Here is a 23,552-nt window from a genome sequence, read left to right on the forward strand (position 1 = left end):
TTTTTGAAGTGTTAGAGCGTGGAGGACATATGGCATTTGCACATGCAGGGACACCTATGGCAGTAGAGCATGCAAAAGGGTTAAACCGCCGTTGGCGACATTGGTTGCAGAACCCATTTGATCTTTTTGCACCTTATATCAAGCCGGGTATGAAGGTGATGGACTTTGGTTGCGGGGGTGGCTTTGCCTTGCAAGCGTTACACCGACTCACGGGAGAGTTTGGTGAGGTATGGGCCGTCGATTGTCAGCAAGGGATGCTTAACATTGCACAGCAAACATACAATGCAGCTAATATCGAATTTTCACTTTATGAGGAAGGTAAAGGGATTGGTTGCGAAGTGTACCAAGAGAGTGTCGACTTCGCCGTGGCGTTTTACGTTATTCACGAAGTGGGTGATGTTACGCAAGTGATGAAGGATATCACCGCTGCGCTAAGGCCAGGTGGTCAGTTACTTTTGATTGAGTTCTGGTTTGATCGTCGTATTCCCGAGTATCTAGAAGCGGCAACCCAGTTAGGAATGCAGGTTCAAGACGGGCCGAAAGTGTTTCTTTCAAAGTCATTTTTGTTATGCAAAGCCGCAGAAGGAGATGCCGAGTGATGGGTTGGCGGGGGAATGCAGCTAACAAAGAGCGATGAGATAAAAGACGCTTTTGGCGTCTTTTTGATGTAATGGTCTTCCCTCGCACTAATCGGCATCGCAATGTGCCAAGATAGCGTTGATAAATCGCCTATCTAAAAACGAGGGAAGGCCATGAATAAGTGTAAAACCATTGGTATCGATTTAGCAAAGAATACTTTTTACCTCATCATGTTGGACAAACAGGGTAAGCAAGTTGAGAGAAAGAAATTAAATCGACAACAGCTCATTGGCTATCTCTCGAAGCTAGAGACTTGTGTCATTGCGATGGAAGCATGCGGTACAGCGCATTACTGGGGACGAAAAATAGGCCAGCTAGGGCACTCTGTTGTATTACTTCCCGCTCAGCATGTGAAAGGCTATTTACGAGGCCAAAAGAATGACTATAACGATGCAAAGGCCATCGCAGAAGCGTGTCAGCACGGTGCGATTCGCCCCGTTGCGGTCAAATCCCTAGCGCAGCAAGACGACCAAACTTTTTTGCTCATGCGTCAACACGTGAGTAGTGACAGAAAGCGCTTAATCAATCATGTGAGAGGGCTGCTGGCGGAGTATGGGGTAGTGCTGGCGAGAGGAAGTCAGGTATTGCGTAAAACGCTGCCTTTTATTCTAGAAGATGTTGAGAACGGCTTAACCGACGAATTTCGAGCGCTTTTATTCAGGCAATACACACAACTCGAAAGGCTCGACGAAGAGCTACAGTGGTACGACGAAAGGTTGGCTGAAAAAGTGAAGCAAAAAGACGTTTGTCAGCGTTTGATAAAAGTGCCAGGCATTGGTCCCGTGGTGAGTTTTTCCTTAAGAGCCTGGATGGGAAGTGGTGAGCAATTTAAACGAGGGCGTGATGCGTCAGCAGCCTTAGGTTTAGTGCCCAAGCAATTTAGCACGGGAGGTCGAGAGGTATTGCTTGGCATTACAAAGCGAGGGAATCAGCAGTTAAGGTCACTCGTGGTTCATGGTGCAAGAGCGGTTGTGAGTCGAGCCGATGGCAAAACAGACAGGCTTAGTCAATGGATATTGCGGCTGGTTGAAAGGCGAGGTTTTAACAAGGCTGTGGTGGCGCTGGCGAATAAGATAATCCGTATCGCGTGGGTCATTATCTGCGGAGGAGAAAGCTATAAAGCGCCAGCGGCGGTTTAACAGAAAGATTTAAATAAAGCGTCACACACCAGATATTGCGTAGATAGCAGTTTAGATGAAAAACAGGTAAGACCAGCATATAGGGACCCTGATATACTCAAAGGTTTACCAAAACCGTTAATTTGATAAGGGCTATATGCGCGAAGTGTCATCAAGGCCAGAAGCCACACGAGCTTCACGCATAGGCCGGATATATGAAAGCAACCTGTCCCTTTTATCGACATTGGTATCTTGCCAATAGAGGGAAGACCATATTTGAGTATAAGCGCTTTCTCCTGCCTCACACTTCTAAAATAGTTAGATCCTCCTTCAAGTATGACTGAAAAGAAACGGTACTTTGCTATTTATTGCCTAGAGCAATTTCCGTGTTTTAAGACTTGCCCATCCAACTTTCTCAACATCTTTCTATTATTGACAAGTTTATAGCGGGCTGGGATAGGGGCCCTCAGCAGGCCCAATGACCGCTGTGTAATTGGAACCTATGTCTCGGTATGAGGAGACAGTTCAACGGTTGACATGAATTTGACTTTCTTATCAATAGTTTGAACTAGTTTAGGCATCCCCAAGTGAAAGCCTTGGATATAAGAAAAGTATCAGCCAATAATTTAAAGGATTTAATCATGAACAAGTTAACGATTGGGATAGCAAGTTGTTTTGCGCTAGCACCACTATTTGCTAATGCCCATGGTTACACCACGTTCCCTAAAGCGCGTCAGGTTATCTGTGCAGAACAAGGCGGGCACTGGGGTAGCTCAAATGGTTCAACAATCAGTAATTTAGGTTGTCGTGCCGCTTTTCAAGAGAGTGGCACTTATCCTTTTGTACAAATCAATGAATTTGCCGCGAATGTTGCCCGCTATGATGTGCCGGAAGCGGTAAAGTCAGTGGTGAAAGATGGCAATATCTGTTCTGGGGGCGATAACTCGAAATCAGGTATGAGTGTTGCGTCTGAACATTGGACTCGCACGACGATGGCGGCTGGGCAAACCTTTACGCTCGAGTTTTTAGCGACAGCGCCGCATAACCCGAGTTACTGGGAAATCTATCTGTCTAAGCCGGGTTATCGGGCGGAAAGTTCGCGTTTAACGTGGAATGATTTAGAGCAAATTGGTTATGTGGGCGATATTCCCGTCATCAGCAAGAACAATGGTCGCTACTATGAGTTTGATGTCACTCTGCCAGCGGGTAGGACAGGTGATGCGACACTAATGGTGCGTTGGCAACGTGAAGATCCTGCGGGTGAAGGCTTTTATAACTGTAGCGACATTCGTTTTGAAGGGGATGCTCCGGCACCAGTATGGAGCGCGATAGGCCCCTTCCTAAAAGCAGGGTTTGCGCCATCAGAAGGAGAGAGTGTGTGGTTCCGTCTCTTTGATGCGCAGGGATCAGAGCTTGTCTTTGAAAAACTGCCGATTACGGCGCAAAACATCGCACAATGGCAGCAAGAACTTGCGACAACGCTAAATGGGCAACATGGCAGTTTAATCCAAGTGGGGGTTGCAGATGGTGAAGGTAACATCCAGTTCAACGCCGCGGATCTGTATGCGAATCAGGTTTATGTAACGGACACCCAGTTCAGCTATGCGATGGATCTCCGTGTTGAAGTGGTCGCCCCCGATGTCACCGTGACGGGTATCGCACCTAACTACACCTTGGATGCGAATAACCAAGCGGTGATCGAGGCAGCATTTGCTAGCGCAGATGTGTATCCGATTGCGCTGGTGGTTAAAGATAGCCAGGGCGTAACGGTCGATCAGCAGATCGGCAACTCACCGGCAACGTTAAGTGTTGTTGTTTCTCAAGCGGGCACATACACAGTCGAGAGCTTTGCGACTGACGCCGAGGGCAAAGAGTGGCCTTTGAGCAGTGTAACGACGTCAGTAACTGCACCATCAAACGGTGAGTACGATTTTGTGTTCCCAGATGGCCTTGCCATCTATAAAGCCGGTACCAAAGTGCTTGGCGCTGATGGTGGCATTTACGAGTGTAAGCCTTTTCCTTATGAGGGTTGGTGTCGTATCTACACCGCTGCACAAAACCACTATGAACCTGGTGTAGGTTCAAACTGGACGGATGCTTGGATAAAACGTTAATTCGCAGCCCTATCAGGTAACCATGGCGATTTTCGATGAATGACATTGAAAATCGCCACACTTCTGGAGTAATCATCTTTATTTTCGGAATTAGTCAAACTATTCATCTTTCGATGTGATTGATGTAATCGTTTTCATTGAGGGGCTAGGCAACTGATTTCAGCTGTCTTTTCTTTTGAGTGGAAAGATAAATGAACAGTGTCTAAATTGTCGTCATTAAAGTATGTGTCATTAGTTAAAATCTTCGACTAGGGTTTATTGAAGTACGTCGCAGACGTGCTTAATCGCTTGAACCGAATCTATCGGGATCAAGTAGAAGAAGGAACGGTAAGTTGTCGTTGTTGTTTTGCCGAGTGTCGCCACCCGTCGAAAAGGAGCCAATCATGATATCAACTGACGATTTTTCAGGTATCAAGCGAGACATTAGTTTCGCTGTGGATGCCATTTTTCAACAGTTTGAACAAGAGCATCAGAGAATGCCGACTACGGAAGAGTTTCGAAGCTTGTTTGCAAATCAAGTGGACGACTTCGTAGGACAGGAAGACAAGTGGCAACAGATAGCCCAAGAGGCAATGAATGTGCTCAGTGATAAAGAGCAGATGGTTTGGGCCGCAGCGTGTGAACTAGAAGCGGAGTTGCGCTTTAAACGCAGCGAATTCGAGGACTTTGAAACCTTCTAGCAGGCATCGTCGAAACTGAATTACACATTATACACAAGTGAAGGTCAAAGTCGTGAATCGGGAGTGATGCCATAGTTTAGGCACCACTCCCGATTGCTTTCTATCAGGGTATTCAGTTGAATACCTGTGCCCCATTCTTGACGCGCAGACAACCAAAGTAGCTCTTCCGTCGCTAAATTTCCGCTAGCGCCGGGGGCAAACGGACATCCTCCTAAACCCGCGGCGCTGCAATCAAAATGACGTATTCCAAGCGCGAAGGATGCGACAACGTTCGCTAGCGCAAGACCGTAGGTGTTGTGGTAATGTCCAACGAGCGCTGTAGCAGGCACATTATTAAGTACTTCGCAGAGTACTCGTTCAATTTGTGTTGGTGCCGCTTTGCCCAGCGTGTCGCCTAAACTGATTTCATCACACCCCATGGCAAACAACTCTGCGGCGACAGCGGCAGACTTTAACGGTGAGATGGCACCTTCATAAGGGCAGTCCACAATACACGAGACATACCCCCTAACTGTGGCACCCTGCTTATGAGCGAGTTCAATGATGGGATAGAGCCGCTGCAGACTTTCGCTAATGGAGCAATGAATGTTTCTTTGCGTAAAGCTATCAGAGGCAGCGGTGAATATCGCAATATGTCTAATCCCAGCCGCAAGCGCTTGCTCACAACCTCGCAGGTTGGCGACGAGCATTGAAAATAAAGGAGCAGATGAGGAGGGCATAGAATCAGAATGGCTTGCCCGCGAGGAGGAAGGTTGAGGGTAACGTTGACAAAAATATTCTGCGACCTGCAGGCTATCGATCATCGCAGGCAGTTGCTTTGCGGAGACAACAGCACCCACTTCAATACGCGGTACGCCAGCCCCAATTAACCCTTCAATCAAGTGGATTTTAGCCTCGAATGAGAGAGGCGCTAAATTCTGCAAGCCGTCTCTGGGACTCACGTCGGTAATGAGTATGCTATCGCTCGTCATCGTCGTGCCATGGGGGAGGGAGTTTATTTAAAAAGGCATCAATGCCTTGCTGCGCTTCTTCGCTCTTTCTTACTCTGTTTAAGGTTGCGATTGCCAGCTCACGCGCCTGCTCGGTAATCGGGTCGAGTTGTCGACACAGTTGCTTCACTTCACGGATGGCATTGGGAGCCGCTGCCGTTGTTTGATGGGCCCAGAGAAAAGCATCGGCCAACGGCATGGAGGAAAGTTGGTGAACAATGCCAATTTGAGCCGCATGAAAAGCGGTAAATTTATCGCCTTTGATCATCAAGGGCTGCGCTTGTCGTATCCCTGCGGCCCGAAGGACATAAGGTGCGATCGTTGCGGGAACTAAGCCTAAACGGGTTTCGCTGAAGCAAAAGTGGGTCTCAGGTTGTGCAAAGACAATGTCGGCACAGGCGAGCAACCCCAGCCCACCACCAAAGACATCACCATCAACAGCAACCACGATTGGGACTGGGCAGTGATCCATCACCTCAAGCAAACTGCTAAGTAAATTGGCGCTGTCTTGGTTTTCTGTGTCTAGCATCCATCTAAGGTCTGCGCCGGCGCAAAAGACAGGGCCGAAGGCACTGATAACAAAGACGCGGCACTCTGGTTCGCGAAAGACATTGATCAGGGCAATCAGCATCTCATCATCGAGGCGATGATGGAGATCGGGGCGGTTCAGCTCAATATGGGTGACGTCATTCACAGTCGATAGCTTAATCGGTCTCATAGTTAGCCTACATACGAAAAATACCATGGCGCCGTGATTGCTCAGGGCGACTAGCGAGAATGGAAAAACAGCGTATGAGCACGTCGCGAGTTTCGCTAGGGGGGATGATGCCGTCGTCCCATAACCGTGCGGACCCATACAAGGCATCGCTCTGCTCTTGGTAACGCTGTGTGATAGCCTCGGTCTCCTGACTCGCTCTTTTTAGATGGCGGAAAACGCCAGCGGCTTGTTCCCCGCCCATCACCGCGACTTTTGCGGTCGGCCAACAAAAGAGGAAGTCCGGTGAATAGGCTCGCCCGCACATGGCGTAGTTTCCAGCGCCAAAAGAGCCCCCGGTGATAATCGTAACCTTGGGTACTGTTGCGGTGGCGACAGCCATCACCATCTTTGCACCATGCTTGGCAATGCCTTCTGCTTCAGCGCGTTTGCCGACCATGAAGCCCGTAATGTTTTGTAAAAAGAGCAGGGGTACACGCCGTTGGTCGCAAAGCTGGATAAAATGGCTGCCTTTTAACGCTGCTTCTGAAAAGAGTACACCATTGTTGGCAATGATACCGACACGCTCCCCGCCGATACGCGCAAATCCGCAGATCAGCGTTTTGCCGTAAAGCGCTTTGAACTCATCAAAATCAGAATCATCGATAATACGTGTAATAATTTCATGACTATCCGAAGCTTGACGAAAGTTTTCAGTGGCAATGCCATTGAGCTCATTACTGGCAAAGCGTGGTGGTAGTGTTGCGTCGCATTGGTTTGAGGTCTTCGCTGCGGGATAGCTGGCAAGACACTGTTTCGCAATCTCAATGGCGTCCTCATCGTTTTTTGCCAAGTAATCTGCTACACCGGAGATGCGGCAATGGGTATCGGCGCCACCTAGCGTTTCCTCATCAACTTCTTCACCAATCGCTGCTTTCACTAAGGGCGGACCAGCCAAGTAGAGCCGACTTTGATGACGCACCATGATGGCAATGTCTGCCATCGCAGGAATGTAAGCGCCACCCGCGGTACAAGGGCCTAATACAACGGCAATCTGAGGCACGGCAAGGGCGGATAACTGGGCTTGCAAAAAGAAGATGCGGCCGAAATGTTCTTTGTCAGGAAAAACTTCATCTTGCCGCTGTAGGTTAGCACCACCTGAATCAACCAGATACACCACGGGCAGTTGACATTGCAAGGCAACTTCCAAGGCGCGAAGGTGTTTTTTTACGGTCAAGGGGTAGTAGATGCCGCCTTTCACTGCGGGGTCGTTGGCGATCACGACAACGTCACGACCTTCAACTCGGCCTAGCCCCGTCAGTATGCCTGCCGCAGGGACCGCTTCGGGGTAAACCTCATGGGCGGCGAGCCGACTGAATTCTAGAAAGCTCTGCTGACTATCCATGAGCGCAGCGACACGCGCACGTACTGACAAACGGTTACTTTTGCCCGGAAGATCTCGGTAGATTGCTTGAATCGATTCCAATGCAGTCGCCGTATCCAAGCAATTGCTTTTAAAACGGGCGGACTCAGTGTCAATGTGACTGGTGAGTGTCGGCATGGAAAACTCCTTCCTAACTCTGTGCCATGCTTGTCGCTCTCTATCAAGTATACTCAAGCTCTCTCAAGATGCACGATTCCGGGGTGGACTCGTGCATCGAGGTCAAGACTAACGTTTTGAGAAGAGGTTTTGCCCTTCTAACACCATGGTATCTGTAGCAAGCGGCTGAAAAGCGCCTAATGCGCATAGTGGTTGACAAGTGCTCGGCCAATAATTAAACGCCGAATTTCAGAGGTGCCAGCCCCTATTTCATAGAGTTTGGCATCTCTGAGTAATCGACCCGCGGCATAGTCATTGATGTAACCGTTGCCACCCAGTACTTGGATGGTATCAAGTGCCATCTGTGTAGCGTGCTCTGCCGCGAAGAGCAAGCATGCGGCGGTGTCTTGCTTGGCTGTGACTTGTTTATCGTAGTTGCGTGCCACCGTGTAAACATAGCACCTAGCAGCCATCATACGGCTATACATGTCGGCGAGCTTGGCTTGGATGAGTTGATAGTCGCCAATTCGTCGGCCGAATTGTTTACGCTCACTGGCGTAAGTCGCAGCGAGTGTCATACAGGCCGACATGATCCCCAACGGGCCACCTGCAAGTACTAAACGCTCTAGATCAAGCCCGCTCATTAATACCTGTTCCCCTTTGTCGCGTTCGCCAAGGAGTTGAGATTGGGGGATAACACAGTTATCAAACACCAGTTCACAGGTATCGGAACCGCGCATGCCGAGCTTGTCGAGCTTTTGGGCGGTAGAAAAACCCTCGACGCCTTTTTCTATCAGGAATGCACTAATGCTGTTTGAGGAAGTCCGCGCGTAAACAATCAGGACGTCGGCGCAAGGGCCATTGGTTATCCACATTTTATTGCCGGACAAAGAGAACCCATGCTCGACTTCTGTGGCGAGCAGTTGCATCGCCATAACATCCGAACCTGCCTGTGGTTCACTCATCGCTAAAGCACCAATGGCGTTTCCTTGGCATAAAGCGGGAAGATATTGCTGTTTTTGGGTTTCGCTACCGTAGCGGTGTATCTGATTGACGCAGAGGTTGGAGTGCGCGCCATAACTTAAGCCAACAGCGGCACTTGCTCGGCTGATCGCTTCCATGACGAGCACATGGGTGAGGTAGTCACAGTTGGCTCCGCCATACTGTTCATTGACGGTGATGCCTAAAATCCCCAATGCCCCCATCTCTTGCCATAGATGGCGAGGCATTTGGTTACGACTATCGATCTCTTCAGCGAGAGGGGCGATAGTGGACTGTGCGAAATCCTCAACGGCAGATTGAATCTGCTGTTGCGTATCAGAAAGCCCGAAATCGAGCGGGTGAAAAGGATACATGCTTCCTCCTCGGTGCAGTTGCTTACGCTTGCGTAGTCAGTGCCTCTATACAGCGCTCACGGGCGGCGGTTAGCTCTGCCATCACTGCATCGAGATCTTGACGCTTTCTCTCTAACTCTTGCTGTTTTTCATCGATCAATGTGACCATCGTTTCTAGTTGCGTTTTGCTTTCGTGGTGATCATATAAGTCGAAGAGTTCACGAATTTCTGCGAGGGAAAAACCCAAGCGTTTGCCCCGTAAAATCAATTTCAAGCGCACTTTGTCGCGGCGATTAAACCAGCGGGTTTGCCCCTCTCTGCGAGGGGTTAACAATCCTTCATCTTCATAGAAACGAATACTACGGGTTGAGACCTCAAACTCTTTTGATAACTCGCTGATCCTAAACCACTCCATTAATACCCCTAGCGCCCCTTGTTGGAAAAGTGAACATAAGTTGACAGTTGTCGTCATCACTTTGCTGAATGGTTAGTCTGCAAAGTTGACGTTTACGTAAAGGTTAGTGCTATGCTTTTGATATCGTCAAGTTTGGAGAACAAGCATGGTGACAGCAAAATTTGAGCCGGTCTGGATCACACACGCTGCGCGGACACCACTCGGTAAGTTTGCAGGCACGTTGAGCCAGGTGAGTGCGCCCGCGTTAGCCGCTGCGGTATTAGGCCAGTTCGAAGATTGGGCAGACATGAGGCCAGATGGCGTGTTTCTAGGGCAAGTATTGCAAGCCGGTGTCGGGCAAGCGCCAGCAAGGCAAGCCAGCCGTGCTGCGGGCATTGGAGACCTAGTGCCTGTGACCACGATCAACAAAGTGTGCGGCTCGGGAATGAAGTCGATGATGTTGTCGTGTGATCAGATTCGGCTTGGTAGTCATGATCTCATCATCGCTGGTGGTATGGAAAATATGTCGGCGGCACCTTACTTGCAGTCGCGACATCTGCCTAAGATGGGACATGGGCAGATTAAAGATCACATGTTTCTTGATGGCTTGGAAAACGCCGACGATGGCGAGTTAATGGGGCGCTTTGGTGAGCGATTGGCCAGTGAAACCAAAATCTCTCGCGCCCAAATGGATGAATGGGCAGCCGTCTCCGTGTCTCGCGCTCAGCAAGCGCAACGCCTAGGGTATTTTGATCACGAGATAGTACCTACTGCAGGACTACTTCATGACGAAATCCCTCCTTCCATTCGATTAGAAAAGATACCGCAGCTAAAACCGGCTTTTGACCCGCATGGCACCATTACGGCGGCCAATGCCAGTGCCATTGCCGATGGTGCTGCCGCGGTTGTGCTGATGTCAGCCGCGCAAGGCGAGCGACTAGGTTGCTCGCCGTTAGCGACAGTGGTCGGCTACCGCGAGTACGCCCATGAACCCCAATGGTTTACTACTGCGCCTGTCTATGCCATTGAAGCGCTGCTTCATGACCTCGGTTGGCACAAAGAGGATGTCGATCTTTGGGAAATTAATGAAGCGTTTGCGGTGGTGACGCTTAATGCCATCACGTGTTTGGGTCTAGATCCTAAAAAGGTCAATGTTCATGGCGGCGCTTGTGCTTTGGGGCATCCCCTTGGCGCGACAGGCGCGCGCGTTGTGGTGACCTTGATTCACGCCATGCGACTCAGGCAGGTCCGTCGAGGGATAGCTGCACTGTGCATTGGTGGTGGAGAGGCGACAGCTATCGCGATTGAAATCCCTGAGGAGGCACTATGAGTGACACGCATCTCCATCCCGTTCCCATCTATGTGGATGGCGAGTGGCGACAATCGACCACCACAGGTTGGCAGCCCGTGGTTGACCCGACATCAGCAGAAACCATTGCTACTGTGCCATTGTGTTCCAAATCCGAAGTAGAGCGGGCTGTGTCCGCGGCACACCGTGCTTTCCTGCAGTGGCGGAACACGCCTGTATCCGAACGCGCTCGAGTGATGTTGGCGTATCAACACCTTTTAAAAGCGCATCAATCCGAGATTGCGGCCATTTTGGCTTCCGAAACGGGCAAAGTGATGGCCGATGCCATGGGTGATGTATGGCGAGGGATCGAGGTGGTGGAGCATGCCACTGCGGTTGCCCCCATGATGATGGGAGAACATCTCGAAAACGTTGCAGCCGAGATCGACAGTTACAGTTTGATTCAGCCTTTGGGGGTCTGCGTTGGTATTACCCCCTTCAACTTTCCCGCCATGATCCCCTTGTGGATGTTTCCGTTAGCCGTAGCGTGTGGCAATGGATTCGTACTAAAACCGTCTGAGCGTGTTCCCCTTACTGCGGTGAAGTTAATCGAGTTGTTTTATCAGGCGGGTGCGCCCCAAGATATCGTTCAGCTTGTACATGGTGGTGTCGCCCAAGCGCAGTGCTTATATGAACATCCCGACGTGAAAGCGGTATCGTTTGTTGGCTCCGTCGATGGGGCGCAATCGATTTATCGAGGGGCATCGCAGGCTTTAAAACGCGTGCAAGCCCTCGGCGGAGCCAAGAATCATCTTGTCGTGATGCCAGATGCCAACAAGGAGGAGGTGATTAATGCCATTGTCGGCGCCTCTGTTGGTGCTGCGGGGCAGCGTTGCATGGCAATATCCGTGGTGGTCTGGGTAGGAAAAAGCGCTGAGTGGATAGCCGATGTTGTCGCGAAAATGGCTGAGGTTAAACCGGGTCTTAGTGAAGAAAATGCGGCATTTGGACCACTGATATCGGCCCAATCAAAACAGCGTGTCTGTGAGTTGATTGCGTCTGGAATCGAGGCGGGTGCAGAGTGCTTGTTAGATGGGCGTGAATTTGTTCATCCAACGCGGCCTAAAGGGTTTTGGCTTGCGCCGACGATTTTTGACAAGGTGACGCCTGAAATGGCGATTTACCAGCAAGAGATCTTTGGCCCTGTGTTGCTGAATATGCGTGCTGAAAACTTGCCCGCCGCGATGGCTTTGATTAATGCAAACCCTTGTGGCAATGGCACCAGTATTTTTACGTCGTCCGGGCAATCGGCTAGACAGTTTCAACATGGCATTGAGGTAGGACAGGTAGGTATTAACGTGCCAATACCTGTTCCGCTACCTTTTTTCTCTTTCACTGGTTGGAAGAAGAGTTTCTACGGTGACCTCCATATCTACGGCAAACAGGCGGTACGTTTTTACACCGAAACGAAGACGGTTACTTCTCGTTGGTTTGACGATGAAAACGACGATGAGGGCGATGTGAATATGACCATTCAACTGCGCTAGTGGATGGGCAAACTCGCGATGACTGACGGGAATAGAGAGGTAAGCGATGGACTTTTCGATGAACGTAGAGCAGCAAGCCCTGGTTGATGCCGCACAGCAGTTTGCCAGCAAAGTGCTACGTCCTCACGCCGCTGAGTGGGATAACCTATCTCTCTTTCCCAGAGAGGCGATAGCGCAAGCCGCAGAGTTAGGGTTTCTTGGCCTCTATTCACCGCAAGCATGTGGCGGTATGGCGCTTTCCCGTTTAGATACTTGCTTGCTCTTTGAAGCGCTTTCGATGGGATGCACATCAACCTCTGCTTACTTGTCAATTCACAACATGGTGGCATGGATGGTCGGGGCGTTTGGTCACAGTGCTGAACTGAACCAAGTAGCTGAAAAGCTCTGTCGAGGCGAGTACCTTGGCTCTTATTGCTTAACGGAGCCGAACGCGGGATCCGATGCAGCGGCACTGCAAACGTCTGCGACGGTAACGGATGATGGCTTTGTATTGAATGGTGCAAAAGCGTTTATTTCGGCCGCAGGAGACAGTGATGTGCTCATTGTCATGGCGCGAGAAACGAATGGGGCGATCAGTGCTTTTGTGGTGATGGCTGAGGCAGAAGGGATCAGTTTTGGACGCAAAGAGCCCAAGATGGGGTGGCACTGTCAGGCAACGCGGACGATCAGTTTCGAAAATGTACTGGTTCCCAAGAGTAATCGGCTTGGTACGGGCGGCGATGGATTTTCAATTGCAATGCAGGGGCTCGATGGAGGCCGATTGAACATTGCGGCATGCTCTCTGGGGACGGCACAACAGGCAATCAATGAGACGCGACGCTATATCGCTGAGCGACATCAATTTGGTCAACCGCTTGCTGATTTTCAAGGTGTGCAGTTCCGTATTGCGGATATGGTGACAGAAACGGAGGCATCACGGCAGTTTCTCTATCACGCGGCATGGACTTTAGATCAAGCGCATGCTGGTAAGGCGGATGCAAAGCTAGCCTCGTATCGATGTGCGATGGCAAAACGGAAAGTGACCGATGTGGGTTTTGATGTATGCAATCATGCGATGCAGCTGTTTGGCGGCTATGGTTATATCAATGAGTACCCCATTGAGCGTTACTTTCGTGACACGCGGGTGCATCAGATTCTTGAGGGGGCGAATGACATCATGCGCGTAATCATCGCTCGTTATGTGTTAAGTGAGCAGTATCAACCGTTAGTCTTGGACTAAAACGGTAAGATGAATGGCTGGAGATGCCAGCATTGGGGGTAGCCATGATTGAGCAAGCACGCATTGAAGTCGAGGTAAAGGACCATATTGGTATCCTGACTATTAATAATCCACCAGCCAATACATGGACGTTGGCAAGCCTTAAACAGTTGGAAGACATCGTCATTGAGCTGGATGTCGATCGTACTGTCTACGCGCTCATTCTCACTGGCCAAGGGGAGCGATTTTTTAGCGCAGGGGCAGACCTTGATATGTTTGCTGATGGGGATAAATCCGTGGCATGGAATATCGCCCTGCAGTTTGACCGCGCGTATGAGGCGATTCGACGTTTTAAAGGGGTAACCATTGCCGCCATCAATGGCTATGCAATGGGGGGCGGTCTCGAAGCCGCGTTGGCCTGCGATATTCGTATTGCTGAACATCATGCCATTTTAGCCTTGCCTGAAACACATGTTGGCTTGTTACCTTGTGCTGGCGGCACACAGCAATTACCGCGCTTGGTCGGTGAAGGTTGGGCGAAGAAAATGATCCTCTGTGGAGAAAAGCTCCATGCCCAGCAAGCCCTAGATATTGGTTTGGTGGAAGAGGTGACCTCGCCGGGACAAAGCTTGAGCGCGGCGATGATTCAAGCTGAACATGCGACATGGCAGTCACCTATCGCGGTGTCAGCGTGTAAACGACTTATCGATGCGAGCTATGATAGTTGTGATGGCAAAGTACAAGAGCGGGAAGCGTTTATGAAGCTGTTTGATTCAAAGGACCAGCAAGAAGGTGTACAAGCGTTTTTGGAAAAGCGTAAACCTCAGTGGCGTAATGAGTGATGGATAAACAAGGCGCGGGAATGTGGCTTGGGCGTTGTTTCAGAGAAAGCGTTACCGCATAGACAGCAAGGAGCAGTGATGACAAAGAGCACATTGGGAGAAGCAATCCCACAGACCTCAAATCGAATAAAAGCACTGGTTGAGATCGCTACACGCCGCTGTGACAAGGGGTTTGAGATTGGACTGATAACGCTTAACAACCCTCATAGCTTGAATGCGCTGACCCTCGATATGCTGTCTCAGATCCATGATCAACTGTTGCTTTGGTTCGATGATCCTAAAATTGTTGCCGTTGTAATGCATAGTGATAACCCTAAGGCGTTTTGTGCAGGCGGGGATGTTAAAGCCATGTATCAGATGTCTCAGCAACCGACGGCCAGTGCAATGATGACGCACTACTTCGATGTCGAATATCGCTGTGACTATCTTATCCACACCTATCCTAAGCCCATTATTGCATGGGGACATGGCATTGTGATGGGCGGCGGCATGGGGCTATTTATGGGAGCCCGCCATCGTATTGTGACGCCGCAAAGCTTGCTTGCAATGCCAGAAGTGAACATCGGCCTTTACCCAGATGTTGGGGCAACGTGGTTTTTGAATCGACTTCCTCTTGGGGTTGGCCTTTTCTTGGGGTTGACTGGCGCGGGGTTAAATGCGGCAGACAGTTTGGATTTACAGTTTGCGCATGCCTGTTTCGCCAATGACGATAAAGCCCTCTTTTTAGAAAAACTCTGCGCACTGCCGTGGACGGGTTTTCAAAATGATCATGAAAAAGTGACGACACTTATCGCGGAAATGCCCGAGGCAGAACTACCACCAAATCAATTAATGCCTTTCTTCGCGCAAATTCAAGCCGCGTGCAGTGCGAGTAATCTAAAAGAGTGCGTAGACAATTTAAGGGCCATTGATGGCAGTAGCGTGTGGTTGGAAAAAGCCATTGCCAGTTTTGATAACGGCAGTGCGGTTACCGCGCACATTTGCTTTCGGCAACTGCGCGATTACCGGAAGTTGACGTTGCTGGAAGCGTTTCAATTAGAAATAGTGTTGTCGGTACAGTGTGGCCTGATTGGTGATTTTGCTGAAGGCGTCAGGGCACGGTTAATCGACAAGTGTGGTGAGCCTCAATGGCTGTTTCCTTCGATTGATGAGGTGCCGTCGAGCTTTATTGACAGCTTGCTCGTTCCACCATGGGAACGTAATCCGCTGGCTGACTTGGCGCCGTCCCCAGGAAGATGTTTATGATTACTATCGCTTTTATCGGTGTCGGCAATATGGGTTTGCCGATGCTAGACAATCTTCTTCGTACAGAAGCTATTGTGCAGGTTTTTGATATTAATGAAAAAGCACGTGAATCTGCGAAAAAATTGGGTGCGCGCGCTTTCGATTCCATCCATAAGGCCGTCGCAGGCGCGGATGTTGTGATATCCATGCTACCGGCTGGGGAGCAAGTGCGTCAGGTTTATCTAGGCGAAGATGGGCACGTGGGTATGATGGGTGAACTATCCACCAATACCCTCTTGATCGACTGCTCAACCACTGATCCAGAAACAGCTAAGTTAGTTGGAGAGTACGCGAAGAAATCGCATATGCGTTTTGTGGATGCCCCTGTTTCAGGCGGTATAGCGGGGGCGAAAGCGGGTAGCTTGACCTTTATCGTCGGTGGCTCTAACGAAGACTTTATGTCTGCTAAGGCAATATTGAGCGCAATGGGTGGGCATATCTACCATGCTGGTGGCGTGGGTGATGGTCAGCTAACAAAAATCTGCAATAACCTCATTTTGGGCTCGGTCATGGCGGCCACCTGTGAAGGATTGGCGCTGGGTAAGTCTTTGGGGCTAGATCCCAAAGTGTTGAGTGATATCGTTCAGCAAAGTTCCGGTACTAACTGGGTTTTGGAAAAATACAATCCTTGTCCGGGCGTTTCAGACGGTGTCCCTTCAGCGAGTGACTACTCGCGAGGATTTATGACACGCTTGATGGTCAAAGATCTTAAGCTGGCAATCGAAGCCTGTGAAAGTTCGCCTCTCGCAAATGTGCAACAAGCCCCGATGACAACACAAGCACTGGCACTTTTCTCCATGCATCTATCTCAGCTTCATCAAGACCTCGATTTTTCAAGCCTTTATCAATTTTATGCCTCCTCAAAGGAGATGAAAGATGAAGATTGAAGGCAAGATTATCGTGATTACGGGAGCCGGGCAGGGATTGGGGCAGCAGATGGCGTTGCACCTCGTCCGACAAGGTGCAGAAGTCGCTCTGCTTGATCTTGCTGATCTCGGTGAGACAGAGAAAATGTGTCAGTTGCTCAATGGAAAAGCCCACGCTTTTCATTGCAATGTGACCGATGAGCGACAGGTTGATGAGACGTTTACTGAGATAGAAAGCCAGATCGGGATACCGGATGTGTTAATTAATAACGCAGGTATCTTGAGAGATGGGTTATTGGTGAAGAAAAGCGAAGGCACGGTTTCCACCATGAGCCTAGCGCAGTTTCAATCTGTGATGGATGTGAATGTGAATGGCACTTTTCTGTGTGGAAGAGCGGTTGCAGCCATGATGGTTGAAAAAGAAAAGTCGGGTGTCATTATCAATATTTCTAGCGTCGCGAAAGCCGGCAATGTGGGGCAAACAAACTACTCAGCATCAAAAGCCGCAGTTGCGGCAATGACGGTGGTGTGGGCAAAGGAACTGGGTCGCTACGGTATTCGCGTCGGCGCGATTGCACCTGGGGTTGTTGAAACAGCGATGACGGCTCAAATGAAGCCAGAAGCGATTGATCGACTCAAAAAAATGGTGCCGGTAGGTTCGATGGCGACACCTTGCCAAATCGCAGAAGCCGCTGAGTTTATCATTACGAATGACTATTTCAGCGGCCGAGTCTTGGAGCTCGATGGTGGTTTGCGGCTTTAGTTTGGATAGCGATAGTGACCCGTTATGGGGTAGTCAAATAGCATGGCTTCACGCTCAGGGCCACGGCCTATGTTGTGGACGATATCGGGGCTGGTTTCGGCGTTAGTTGCCGCACTGACGACAATCCCTATATGCGGTAGGTTTCCCGGAAGCATCCACGTGACAATGTCACCTGGAAGGTAGTGCGTCGCATCAGACGTGATTGGCAGCGTCACGCCGTGTCGCGAAAAGTATGTTTGTAAGTTTGGCACTCTACGATGGTCAATGTTCTTATCTGGACGGCTTAACCCCCAAATTCTTTTCGAAGGGTAGTCAGCAAAGTTGGCGCGCATGTCTTCGTGAACGCGTTGTTGCAAATCGATATTCAATGCTCTCAATGTCCGAATAACCACATCTGTACACACGCCTCTATCTGATGGGACATCGCCATTAGGGTAGTCCAATCTAACGTAGCTCCCATCATAGATAACATGATGTTCTGTACGTGCTAACGCGGCAGCAACGATCTGGGCAGGGTATTCATGCTTATCTGCTGATACCTTGCTGTTGTTTATCTCTGCTGATGCGCTACTGGCAAACAACGCGATAGCAACGCAGATCAGTGGTGTTTTCCAAGCGGGTACGTCTTTCATCTCGCTCTCTTGGTTGTTTTATGGTTCCACAGAGCATACCGACTCGTACAGTACGATGAAGTTCGATGGTTTAATATTGCGAGCTAATCTATACCAAGCTAAAGACAATGGGCCGCTTTTCGCGTCTTTACTACCGATTAACCTTGTAGTTAAGATCTTGAGCCTCGTCGCCTGTTATGCCGCGAAACCCCCAGCAGTGTTTAGGCTGCTCGTGTAGGGTGATTTCGATGTCAATCGGGTCTATCCCAATATCGGCTTCGATTTTTTGAAAGAGCGCATGAATGAGGGCTTTTTTCGTCTCAGTTCGTCTACCTTCCATCATGTTTATCTCGATGACAGTGTAGGCATCTGAGCGGCCTCCGGGGTAGTAGAAATCCTCTTTGTCTAGAGGAAGAAAACGGTGTGCCCGTTTGTCTTCTGGCATACCCAGTACGTCTCGCATACATTGGTGAATTACATCAGAGAGTTGGGACTTGATCGGATTAAGGTGTGACTTAATACCATAGATGAGGATCATTTTTATTCCTTAAAGTTTTAATGGTGCGCCAGATAAAGCATAACCTTGTACAGTTTTGATTATTGTTCTTACTTCCATTACATAATAATCCATCTCAATAATTCAAATGTAAACAAATGAAATGCCCACTTCGACAGTTTTCTGGTCGTAGTAGCAATATATCAAGCTACATTGATATATATACTCTAATCACCTCAAGATGCTTGTTCAGCGAGAATGTCTAGGTTTGCCATCGAGGCACTGCTTTGACGTTCTAGTGGACTAAATCAAAAAGCAGTAACAAAGGTGGCGAGCCTAGAAAACCCGCCCTTCGGGAGGCGACTAGCGCCCCGATTTCTGCGTTAAATGTGTTTGAAAGGGGAAAGTCATTTCTTTACATCTTTGCCTTGGTATCTTTACCTTGACTTCGACGCACTAGTCAGCTTCTGAATCCTGCATCTTGAGGTGACTTGAGTATAAATGAGAAGGAGACAGTAATGAGAAATTTAATTTGGTTGTCAATGCCCAAGTTTTATTCGTTACTTTGGGTTAAGGGAAATGACTATTATGACGCACTGTTCTACCCAGTAGAAGCGGGAGACAAAGCACATATTAAAGAGTTGCAAAGAGCGAAAGAAGGTGGATTTATTGTTGTTGAGGAAAATAAAGCCCCTTTAGTCTGTAATAGTGTAGAAGAATTGGACAGCGACGGGGAAGTATTGGTTGTACCCGGTGTTGGTTCGAGTTCGCTTGGAGCCGCGGCGTTCGCTCGTGAAGTACTTGAGAATATGGCAAGTTTTGATCCTAATATTCGCAAGGTGATGGGTGTTGTTGTTGGCTACGGTAGTGATGATATTGTGAGTGAAGGGATGGAGGGGTGGTTCAACTTTAGTCATCCAGAGCGGATGTCACAGTTATACGATCATATGGTTAAGGTCGGGAATGCCAGTAATCCTTACGCCAATCTCTTTTCAATGAAAACTTTCTTTCAAAACCAGAGGAATGATTTTCAACAGGGTTGTTTAGAGGTAAGCAATATTATTAAACTGCTATCGAAGCAAAACATAAAGTATATTGTCGCGCATAGCAAAGGTAGCCTTGTGACAGCCTTAGCGCTCGAAAAGTATGCGGAAATAGAAGCCTCCGGAACAGGCAAAACGAAGCTGTCAGCACTCACTGTGATTACGCTAGGCGCTGTCTCTGAAATGCCAACCAGTTTGAAGGGTTGTTTTCAGTTCCTTGGCGATAATGATCACCTTGGAGAAGTTAATTCAAGCTTTGGTGAGCCCTATATTGTGCTAAAGAATACCGGGCATAGTTTAAGTAAAAAATCCCAGACTGCCGAATACTGTCATGGTTGCAAACATCGCAATGCGAAATATTTATGCTACTCGCAGCATCATTTCGCATCATGGCTGGGTCTTTTTCAGGGAAAAGCATTTGATTTAAACCCACCTTGCTCACTGTTTGAAAAAGATGAGAGCTGCAAACCGATTGAAATTGAAAAGGTATTTAAGTCGATTGGATATTTGTCGTTAGCCGAAGCAGCACTTTCAAGTTGAGAGTATCGTTCTTTTAATCTGATGGGATTTCATCCCCAAAATGTCATATCGCGCTGCTACGCTTAAAGATGAAAGTTATATGACACTGAGTGAGTACGGTATGAAAATCACAGTTGTGGGATGTGGGTATGTTGGGCTATCTAATGCAATCTTACTTTCGCAAAAGCATGAGGTGGTTGCCTGCGATGTTTCGCAGGAGCGGGTAGCGCTGATTAATCAAGGAAAGTCACCGTTTCATGATGCTGAAATTGAAGCGTATCTGGCCGAAAAGTCATTACGATTGACGGCGACGACAGACAAAATATTGGCCTATGAAGGCGCGGATTTTGTCATTGTGGCCACCCCAACTAACTACGATCCGGACACAAACTATTTTGATACCTCTTCGGTCGAGAGCGTGATAGAGGAAGTGACACACAATGCGCCGCACAGTGTGTTGGTGATCAAATCAACCGTGCCTGTTGGTTTCACGGAACAAGTGCGAGAGAGATATCACAACCCAAACATTGTTTTTTCTCCCGAGTTTTTAAGAGAGGGTAAAGCGCTCTACGATAATCTCTTCCCATCTCGGATTATTGTGGGTGAGATTTCAGACAGAGCAGAGCGCTTTGCCAATCTGTTAGCGGATTGTGCAGAGAAAACCGATATCCCCATTAAGTTGATTAACTCAACGGAAGCGGAAGCCGTAAAGCTCTTTTCAAATACGTATCTTGCGATGCGAGTGGCGTACTTTAATGAGTTAGATACATACGCTGAGACACACCATCTGAGTAGCCGCGAAATCATTGAAGGGGTGTGCTTGGATCCGCGTATTGGCAAGCATTATAATAATCCTTCTTTTGGTTATGGGGGCTACTGCTTACCGAAAGATACCCGACAACTACTGGCGAATTACGATAAGGTGCCAAACAATCTGATTGCGGCCATTGTTGAGGCTAATACGACACGAAAAGACTTCGTCGCCCGCCAAGTGTGGGAGAAAAATCCCGCCGTGGTCGGCATATTCCGGTTAGTGATGAAGTCAGGGTCTGATAACTTCCGTAGTTCAAGTATTCAGGGCGTCATGAAGCGGATTAAAGCGAAAGGTATTCAAGTTGTCGTCTACGAACCATCACTCGATGAATCACACTTTTATCACTCGGAAGTGATTAAAGATTTAGACGCGTTTAAAGCGATGAGTGATGTGATTATTTCTAACCGGATGAGCGATGAGCTGGAAGATGTGGTAGAGAAAGTCTATACCCGAGATCTGTTTAATAGTGATAGTTAGTGCCATGCATTGATCAACATAAGAATCCCACTGAGTGTGGGATTTTTTTATGGGTTGGAAGTCACCTTCTCTTGTTCAGTGCTGCTGCTCTGTTGGTAGAGCCAGTGAATGGTATAGAGATTAAAGAGAATGAAGGTCGCTTCCATCATTTCGGGTTAACCATCTTGCTGTTCATAAAGCTCTTTACACTATGGAGGAGCGGGATTTTGGACTCATTGCTTTGGGTAATCGCTGGGATCATTGAGAGTTGAGCGAGTGCGATGGCATCAATGTCATGACGCTGTTGTTGGCGATTTAGCGTCTCAGCAACCGCGTGATAATAGGCTTGAGTATTGCCTTTAAGAAAGTGATTCCATGCGTCATCACAGAGTACGAAATCAATTTGACTGTGGGTATTTAGTCGAGTAAAGAGTTGTTTCGTCGGTGTTAGCGTACTGGGTGCCGCGACGATCACGGCGACGCGCGAAAATGGCTGGGTGTCAATTGCAAGTTGCCTATCGACCCGTATGACCGTTGTCGATGGGCCGACGGCAGTGTTTTCAGCAATATCGCCCAGCGTTGAGCAGGTACAAACCACCAGGTCGGTCTCTGCTGTAGCGAGAGATTGAATAGCTGCTTGCGTCGCTTGAATATGTTTAGGCAGAAATCCGTCGCGTCCAATATTGTGGAGTAGTTCAGGCATGACTTTATGGGTTGCCAGTATGTCAGATCGTTGTGCCAAGTAGGGTTGAAAGTGACCAATATTACTGTCGACAGTGTGGAGAAAGGTAATTTTCATAGCGGCCTTATTGAAAATGAGGGCTCACAAAGAGCCCTAATATGAAGATGTCTTAAGCTCAAGCATTGGGTATTGAGAAATAGCGTTTGGCATTATAGAAACAGATATCCTGAACAAGTTTGCCGAGCCATTTTTCATCGTTGGGCACTTCGCCATATTGAACCCACTGCCCAATCATATTACAGAGAATACGGCGGAAGTACTCATGCCGTGTGTAAGAGAGAAAACTGCGTGAGTCCGTCAGCATACCGACAAACTGGCTCAGAAGCCCAAGCTGAGACAACTGCTCCATTTGGCGCTGCATACCGTCTTTTTGGTCGTTGAACCACCAGCCAGAGCCAAACTGGATTTTGCCCCCTATACCGCCGCCTTGGAAGTTGCCTACCATGGTTGCCATCATCTCATTGTCTCTTGGGTTGAGGCAGTAAAGGATGGTTTTCGGCAGTTCGTTGGTGTTATCCATGGCATCTAACAAATTGGCGAGCTCAAACGCAAACGGGCGATCGCCAATGGAATCATAGCCTGCGTCTGCGCCCAGTAATGCAAACATGCGAGAACTGTTATTGCGCTGCGCGCCAATGTGGAGCTGCATGACCCAACCTCGCGCTGCGTATTGTTTACCCAACCAAACCTGAACCGCCGTTGAGAACTGGGCGACTTCGGTATCGGTTAACGATTCGCCCTTGAGGCGGCGCGCGATGAGATCATCGAGCGTTGACTGATCTGGAATTGCCGCAAAGCGAACGATTTCGATGCCATGATCTGCCGCGCGACAGCCGTGCGCTGCAAAATGTGCCAAACGGCGTTCAAGTGCATCAAGTAAGTGCTGGAATGTCGAAATCTCGATATCGGCGGCTTTACCGAGTTCTGTCATGTAATCGGCAAAACCCTCTAACTCAATTTTGAAAGCGCGATCGGGACGCCAGCTTGGTGCAATTTCTACATCAAACTGGCTATCGTCGGCAATTTTTTTGTGATGTTCCAGTGTGTGAATAGGGTCATCGGTTGTGCCTGCCATAACGACATTCATCTGCTTCATAATACCGCGAGCGCTGAACTCTGGGGTCGCGAGGCGCTCTTTGGCTTGATGCCAAATAGTCTCGGCGCTATCACTATTGAGCTGCATGTCGGTAATACCGAAAGGACGTCGTAGTTCTAAGTGAGTCCAGTGATAAAGTGGATTACCCAGTGTCAGAGGGACAGTTTTCGCCCAGGCTTGAAACTTTTCGTAATCGCTGGTGGTATCACCTGTGATCAGGGATTCATCAATGCCGGCTGCGCGCATCCCTCGCCATTTATAGTGATCGCCTTCTAGCCAGATTTGGGTCATGTTCTCAAACTGGCGATCGTCTGCGACCTCTTGTGGATTGAGATGGCAATGATAGTCATAAATGGGCATTGCCTTGGCATAGTCGTGATAAAGAGTGCGCGCAATGTCGTTGCTAAGTAAGAAGTCTTCACAAAGAAAAGTTTTCATTGTTGTTCCTCGGCCCCCACGAGCATGTGGGGGCAGTGATGATTGTT

General features: G+C 48.9%; 22 protein-coding genes. 13 read left to right on the forward strand and 9 right to left on the reverse strand.

Features of this window, described 5'->3' with window-relative positions:
- Positions 1-29: 29 nt before the first annotated feature.
- The 4 genes from TSUB_RS06675 to TSUB_RS06690 all read left to right on the forward strand — a co-directional run bounded on the left by TSUB_RS06675 (position 30) and on the right by TSUB_RS06690 (position 4,551).
- Entirely contained in the window at positions 30-599 is a 570-nt protein-coding gene (locus tag TSUB_RS06675; RefSeq protein ID WP_087018672.1) for a class I SAM-dependent methyltransferase, read from the forward strand.
- A gap of 153 nt (positions 600-752) precedes the next feature.
- A complete protein-coding gene (locus TSUB_RS06680; RefSeq protein ID WP_087018670.1) occupies positions 753-1,778 on the forward strand; it encodes an IS110 family RNA-guided transposase in 1,026 nt (341 codons plus the stop codon).
- 620 nt (positions 1,779-2,398) lie between these two features.
- On the forward strand, positions 2,399-3,871 hold the full coding sequence (locus tag TSUB_RS06685) for a lytic polysaccharide monooxygenase (protein ID WP_087018668.1): 1,473 nt from the start codon (positions 2,399-2,401) through the stop codon (positions 3,869-3,871).
- A gap of 383 nt (positions 3,872-4,254) precedes the next feature.
- On the forward strand, positions 4,255-4,551 hold the full coding sequence (locus tag TSUB_RS06690; protein ID WP_087018666.1) for a hypothetical protein: 297 nt from the start codon (positions 4,255-4,257) through the stop codon (positions 4,549-4,551).
- A gap of 44 nt (positions 4,552-4,595) precedes the next feature.
- Here the strand turns inward: TSUB_RS06690 and TSUB_RS06695 are convergent, their stop codons facing one another.
- The 5 genes from TSUB_RS06695 to TSUB_RS06715 form a co-directional block, all read right to left on the reverse strand.
- On the reverse strand, positions 4,596-5,522 hold the full coding sequence (locus tag TSUB_RS06695; protein WP_087018664.1) for a hydroxymethylglutaryl-CoA lyase: 927 nt from the start codon (positions 5,520-5,522) through the stop codon (positions 4,596-4,598).
- A complete protein-coding gene (locus TSUB_RS06700; RefSeq protein WP_159064852.1) occupies positions 5,509-6,258 on the reverse strand; it encodes an enoyl-CoA hydratase-related protein in 750 nt (249 codons plus the stop codon). The genes TSUB_RS06695 and TSUB_RS06700 overlap by 14 nt, the downstream gene beginning before the upstream one ends.
- A gap of 7 nt (positions 6,259-6,265) precedes the next feature.
- Positions 6,266-7,795, reverse strand: coding sequence for an acyl-CoA carboxylase subunit beta (locus TSUB_RS06705; RefSeq protein ID WP_087018659.1), 1,530 nt, complete (start codon positions 7,793-7,795; stop codon positions 6,266-6,268).
- Between the two features lie 176 nt (positions 7,796-7,971).
- Positions 7,972-9,129 (reverse strand): acyl-CoA dehydrogenase family protein, encoded by a 1,158-nt coding sequence (locus TSUB_RS06710; RefSeq protein ID WP_087018657.1) that lies wholly within the window; start codon positions 9,127-9,129, stop codon positions 7,972-7,974.
- A gap of 22 nt (positions 9,130-9,151) precedes the next feature.
- On the reverse strand, positions 9,152-9,523 hold the full coding sequence (locus TSUB_RS06715; protein WP_087018655.1) for a MerR family transcriptional regulator: 372 nt from the start codon (positions 9,521-9,523) through the stop codon (positions 9,152-9,154).
- Positions 9,524-9,668: 145 nt separating this feature from the next.
- Here TSUB_RS06715 and TSUB_RS06720 point away from each other — a divergent pair, with 145 nt between their 5' ends.
- The 7 genes from TSUB_RS06720 to TSUB_RS06750 all read left to right on the forward strand — a co-directional run bounded on the left by TSUB_RS06720 (position 9,669) and on the right by TSUB_RS06750 (position 17,290).
- The gene (locus TSUB_RS06720) at positions 9,669-10,832 is read left to right on the forward strand and encodes a thiolase family protein (protein WP_087018653.1); all 1,164 of its coding nucleotides are present in this window, start codon (positions 9,669-9,671) and stop codon (positions 10,830-10,832) included.
- A complete protein-coding gene (locus TSUB_RS06725) occupies positions 10,829-12,337 on the forward strand; it encodes a CoA-acylating methylmalonate-semialdehyde dehydrogenase (protein WP_087018651.1) in 1,509 nt (502 codons plus the stop codon). The genes TSUB_RS06720 and TSUB_RS06725 overlap by 4 nt, the downstream gene beginning before the upstream one ends.
- Before the next feature lie 46 nt (positions 12,338-12,383).
- A complete protein-coding gene (locus tag TSUB_RS06730; protein WP_087018649.1) occupies positions 12,384-13,556 on the forward strand; it encodes an acyl-CoA dehydrogenase family protein in 1,173 nt (390 codons plus the stop codon).
- A gap of 44 nt (positions 13,557-13,600) precedes the next feature.
- Positions 13,601-14,377 carry an enoyl-CoA hydratase gene (locus TSUB_RS06735; RefSeq protein WP_087018687.1) on the forward strand — a complete coding sequence of 259 codons (777 nt, stop codon included), beginning with the start codon at positions 13,601-13,603 and terminating at the stop codon, positions 14,375-14,377.
- Positions 14,378-14,455: 78 nt separating this feature from the next.
- The gene (locus TSUB_RS06740) at positions 14,456-15,622 is read left to right on the forward strand and encodes an enoyl-CoA hydratase/isomerase family protein (RefSeq protein WP_087018647.1); all 1,167 of its coding nucleotides are present in this window, start codon (positions 14,456-14,458) and stop codon (positions 15,620-15,622) included.
- A complete protein-coding gene (mmsB, locus tag TSUB_RS06745; RefSeq protein ID WP_087018645.1) occupies positions 15,619-16,548 on the forward strand; it encodes a 3-hydroxyisobutyrate dehydrogenase in 930 nt (309 codons plus the stop codon). The genes TSUB_RS06740 and mmsB overlap by 4 nt, the downstream gene beginning before the upstream one ends.
- Positions 16,538-17,290 carry an SDR family oxidoreductase gene (locus tag TSUB_RS06750; RefSeq protein ID WP_087018643.1) on the forward strand — a complete coding sequence of 251 codons (753 nt, stop codon included), beginning with the start codon at positions 16,538-16,540 and terminating at the stop codon, positions 17,288-17,290. The genes mmsB and TSUB_RS06750 overlap by 11 nt, the downstream gene beginning before the upstream one ends.
- Here the strand turns inward: TSUB_RS06750 and TSUB_RS06755 are convergent.
- Positions 17,287-17,922, reverse strand: coding sequence for a DUF1287 domain-containing protein (locus TSUB_RS06755; RefSeq protein ID WP_087018641.1), 636 nt, complete (start codon positions 17,920-17,922; stop codon positions 17,287-17,289). The two genes, TSUB_RS06750 and TSUB_RS06755, sit on opposite strands and share 4 nt — an antisense overlap.
- A 130-nt stretch (positions 17,923-18,052) precedes the next feature.
- Positions 18,053-18,439: a tautomerase family protein gene (locus TSUB_RS06760; RefSeq protein ID WP_087018639.1), complete on the reverse strand. Its 387-nt coding sequence runs from the start codon at positions 18,437-18,439 to the stop codon at positions 18,053-18,055.
- Positions 18,440-18,915: 476 nt separating this feature from the next.
- Here TSUB_RS06760 and TSUB_RS06765 point away from each other — a divergent pair, with 476 nt between their 5' ends.
- Positions 18,916-19,980, forward strand: a complete 1,065-nt coding sequence (locus TSUB_RS06765) for a hypothetical protein (protein ID WP_087018637.1) — start codon at positions 18,916-18,918, stop codon at positions 19,978-19,980.
- Positions 19,981-20,080: 100 nt separating this feature from the next.
- Positions 20,081-21,250, forward strand: a complete 1,170-nt coding sequence (locus TSUB_RS06770) for a nucleotide sugar dehydrogenase (protein WP_087018685.1) — start codon at positions 20,081-20,083, stop codon at positions 21,248-21,250.
- A 145-nt stretch (positions 21,251-21,395) separates the two neighbouring features.
- Here TSUB_RS06770 and TSUB_RS06775 read toward each other — a convergent pair whose 3' ends face one another.
- Complete coding sequence (locus TSUB_RS06775; protein ID WP_087018634.1) at positions 21,396-22,028, reverse strand: hypothetical protein; 633 nt, start codon at positions 22,026-22,028, stop codon at positions 21,396-21,398.
- A 58-nt stretch (positions 22,029-22,086) separates the two neighbouring features.
- Entirely contained in the window at positions 22,087-23,505 is a 1,419-nt protein-coding gene (gene uxaC, locus TSUB_RS06780; RefSeq protein WP_087018632.1) for a glucuronate isomerase, read from the reverse strand.
- Positions 23,506-23,552: the final 47 nt, after the last annotated feature.

The organism is Thaumasiovibrio subtropicus, assembly GCF_019703835.1.
GTDB classification, from domain to species: domain Bacteria; phylum Pseudomonadota; class Gammaproteobacteria; order Enterobacterales; family Vibrionaceae; genus Thaumasiovibrio; species Thaumasiovibrio subtropicus.